Origin of the sequence: Mesorhizobium sp. M7A.F.Ca.ET.027.02.1.1, assembly GCF_004022985.1 — a bacterium.
In the GTDB taxonomy this organism is placed as follows: Bacteria; Pseudomonadota; Alphaproteobacteria; order Rhizobiales; family Rhizobiaceae; genus Mesorhizobium.
The window spans coordinates 1-4,005 of the sequence record NZ_RZOL01000495.1 but is presented as its reverse complement, the minus strand read 5'-3'; the positions used below and the strand labels follow the sequence as shown (position 1 = coordinate 4,005).

3 protein-coding genes are annotated in these 4,005 nt (G+C 67.0%); all 3 read right to left on the bottom strand.

From position 1 onward, the window contains the following. Positions 1-1,062, bottom strand: a 1,062-nt coding sequence (locus EN749_RS32075) for an ABC transporter ATP-binding protein (RefSeq protein ID WP_145991085.1), incomplete at its 3' end; no start/stop codon positions are given. A gap of 109 nt (positions 1,063-1,171) precedes the next feature. After that, positions 1,172-3,175 carry a Fe(3+)-hydroxamate ABC transporter permease FhuB gene (gene fhuB, locus EN749_RS32070; RefSeq protein ID WP_128364665.1) on the bottom strand — a complete coding sequence of 668 codons (2,004 nt, stop codon included), beginning with the start codon at positions 3,173-3,175 and terminating at the stop codon, positions 1,172-1,174. Then, positions 3,172-4,005 (bottom strand): ABC transporter substrate-binding protein (locus EN749_RS32065; protein WP_245491542.1); only part of this gene is annotated, 834 nt, incomplete at its 5' end. The genes EN749_RS32065 and fhuB, both read right to left, overlap by 4 nt.

Below are 4,005 nucleotides of genomic sequence, written 5' to 3'. Positions count from 1 at the left end.
GAGATCGATACCCCTGAGCACCGGCTTGCCGTCGCCATAGCCGAAGCTGACACCGCGATATTCGATGTCGCCCTTGAGGCCGCCCACAGTCACGGCACCTGGCCGGTCGGCAATGTCGGGTTCGGTGTCGAGCAGCTCGGTGTAGCGCCGGAAGCCGGCAATACCCTTGGGATAGGTCTCGATCACCGAGTTGATCTTCTCGATCGGCCGTACGAAGACGCCGACCAAAAGCAGGAAGCCGACGAAGCCGCCATTGCTGAGGCCTCCCGTGATGACGAGATAGCTGCCGGCGATCATGACCACGAGCTGGATCAGCCTTATGCCCATATAGTTCAGCGAATTGCTGGCCGACATGATGCGGTAGGCGTCGAGCTTGGTCTGGCGGTAGCGCTGGTTGTCATGCGCGAACAGCGTGCGCTCATGCTCCTCATTGGCGAAGGCCTGGACGACGCGCATGCCGCCGACATTCTCTTCGATGCGGACGTTGAAATCGCCGACGCGCCGGTACAGCGCCTGCCAGTTGCGCTCCATGCGGTCGCCATAGCGCATCGTCACCCAGGCGATCAGCGGTACGATCACCGCCGTGATCAGCGCCAGATGCATGTTGACCGTGAACATCAGCACGAAGGCGCCAGCGAAGGTCATGATGGCGATGAACAGGTCCTCGGGGCCGTGATGGGCGATCTCGCCGATCTCCTCGAGGTCCTTGGTGACACGGCCGACGAGATGGCCGGTCTTGTGGTTGTCGTAGAAGCGGAACGAGAGTTTCTGCAGATGATCGAAGCTCTTGCGCCGCATCTCGGTCTCGATGTTGATGCCGAGCATGTGGCCCCAATAGGTGACGACCGCCATCAGCACCGTGTTGAGCAGATAGATCACCAGCAGCCCGGCAGACGCGATGATGATCAAGGTCCAGTCCTGCTGCGGCAGCAGCTGGTCGACGAAGGTGCGGACCGCCATGGGAAAGCCGAGTTCAAGCAGGCCGGCCAGCACCGCGCAGGAGAAGTCGAGCGCGAACAGCCCCTTCCAGGGCGCGTAGTAGGGAAGGAAACGTCTGATCATCGAGGTGAACCGCAAGCTGTCTTGACGGGCGCGGTGAGCGCGCCGGCCGTCATCGGTGGGCGCTGCTTACAATCGGCAGCGCAAGGGCGGCAATATGCCAGGACGGACTTCATTGCCTGCCTTTCCACATCAGCGCCATGAAATAGGGGCCGCCGACGAAGGCGGCGATGAGGCCGGCCGGCACTTGCCAGGGAAAGATCAGCGTCCGCCCTGCCCAGTCGGCGGCAACGAGGATCAGCCCGCCTGTCATGGCCGAGGCCAGAAGCTGCGGCACGGCGCGGCGGAAGCCGAGCATGCGTGCGAGGTGCGGCGCCATCAGGCCGACGAAGCTCAGCGGGCCGATGACCAATGTCGCGGTTGCGGTGGCCAATGCGGTGAGCGCAAGCAATGTGGCGCGAACGCGTCCCAGTCGCAGGCCAAGGCCACGCGCGGCGGTTTCGCCGAGCGGCAGTATATCGAGCCAGCGCGCGGTCAGCGGCGCCAGCGCGAGGACGGTGACCGCGACCGTTGCGGCGGTGAAGGCATCCGTTGGCGTTGCGCGATAGGTCGATCCCGACAGCCAGGCGAGCAGGAAGTCCATGCGCGGATCGCCGCTGGCCAGAAGCAGCGCGGCGAAGGCGGACGCGACCGTCGCAACGGCGACGCCGGCAAGCAGCAGCCGTTCCGGCGACAGGGCATTGCGTCGCCCGACCAGCACGACGATCGTCAGCGCCAGCAAGGCGCCCGCCAAGGCCGCGCCGAGCATTGTTGAGCGGTCGAAGCTGTCGCTGAGCAGCAGCAGCGCCAGCACGCCGAAAGAGGCGCCGCCGGAAATGCCCAGGACCTCGGGTGCGGCCATCGGGTTGCCGGTCATGCGCTGCATCAGCGTGCCGGCGACGGCGAGCAGGACGCCCGCCGACAGGGCGACGACGACGCGAGGCGCGCGCAGGGCAAGCAGCTCGGTCAAATCCGCGGATGCGATCCAGTGCCAACCGCCTGCGCCACGGCCAAAGCCGATGGCGAGGACAACCGCGAGGATGAGCGCCAGCAGGCCCGCGATCAACGGCAGGCCGTTTGTCGGCAGGCGTATCGACGACACCATGTCGGCCTGCCTTTCGGGGGTGGTTCGCATTCGCGGCAACAGGAACAGCAGCAGCGGCGCGCCGAGCAAAGCGGTCGCGGTGCCGGCGGGGATTTCGCCGGTGAACGGCAGATGCTGCACCAGGCGGTCGGTGAGCCAGAGCAGGGCACCGCCGACCAGCGGCGACCAGACCAGACGGCGGCCAAGCGTGCGCGCTCCGGCCAGCCGCGCCAGCGCCGGGGCGGCGAGTGCCACGAAACCGATGACGCCGACCTGGGCGACGACCAGCGCGCTGAGCGAGACGGCGACTGTCATGCCGGCAAGGCGGATGACGGCCGGCCGGGTGCCGAGCGATGCCGCGCCGTCGTCGCTGAGGTCGAGCAGGCGTAGCGGTCGCCAGAGCAGGAGCGCGGCGCAGATGCCGGCCAGCAGCCATGGCGCCAGAACAAGGACCGCCGCGTCGCCATTCTGCACCAGCGAGCCGCTCTGCCAGATGAACAGCTCCTCGGTGTATTCGCGGTTGAGCGCCATCAGCAGCGCGCCGGCCGAGCCGAAAGTGAGGCTGACGACGAGGCCGGCGATGATGATCGACACTGGCGAAAAGCTGCGCCCGCGCGCCAGTGCGAAAACGGCTGATGTGGCGAGCGCGCCGCCAGCCAGCGCCACGCCTTCGCGGCCGCCTTCCAGCAGCCATGGTGCGTAGAGGGTGGCGGCCGCCAAAGCGAGGCTCGCTCCGGCATTGGTGCCGATCGTGGTCGGCTCGGCCAGCGGGTTGCGCAGCACATGCTGCATGATGACACCGGCGAGACCAAGTGCCGCGCCGGCCAGCATGCTGACGGCGACACGCGGGAGGAAGGCATAGCGATACAGCAACTGCGCTGGATCGGATGTGTCGGGAGCGGTGAGCGCCTGCCACCACAGGTGCGTCGGGAAAAGGTTGATGAGATCGAAGATGGTCAGCATCAGTGCCAGGCCCGCGGGCACGGCCACCAGCAGGATGAGCGCGCCGATGCCGTCGCGCTGTCGCGGCAGGGACATTGCCTGAGCGATCATGCCGCTGCCACGAATTCGGCGAAACGCGCGGCAGCAGTGAGACCGCCGAACGGCCAGACTGGCGGAATGGTCCGCACCTGGCCGTTCCGGACGCAGGGCAGATTGGCCCAGAGCGAGCTGCGGGCAATCCTGATCCTGACGTGCGGCGGGATCGGATCGAGCGAGATCAGTTGCGCCCCGCCGACGGCGACCAGTTCCTCGATGCCGACCGTCGAAAAACCCCATTCATTGGTGGCGCCGGTCCAGGCGTTGACGAGGCCGAGCCGGTCGAGGACATCCTGCAGCAGGCTGCCGGCGCCGTAGACGCGGACATGGCGATCGTCGAACATGCTGACGACGCAGACCGGTTTTTGCACCGCCCGCTCCAGCCTGGCACGCGCTTGGGCGATCGAGGCTTCGGTGCGCCCGACAAGGTTTTCTGCTTCCGTCCTGCGGCCGAGCATGTCGCCAAGCTGCAGCGTCACCTGTTGCGCCTGCGCGTAAGGTGGAGCCTTGCCGCTGTAGAACGGCACGTTGAAGGTCGGCGCCAATCTGGTGAAGCTGTTCTCGTCCAAGCCATAGCCATAGGCGCCGACGATCAGGTCGGGCCGCAGTTCCCGAAGCAGTTCGAGATTGGGCTCGCTGCGCGATCCCAGGTCGATGGTGGCCTGCGGCAGCGCCGGGCCCTGCACCCAGTCGCCATAACCCCTGGTGTCGCCGACGGCGAGCGGCGACAGGCCGAGCGAGACCACCAGTTCGGCCGATGTCCATTCCAGGCAGACGACGCGGGCAGGTGCCGCGCGTGCCATGCCGCCCGGCACAGCGAGGCCGGTCGCGGCGAGGCCGGCAAG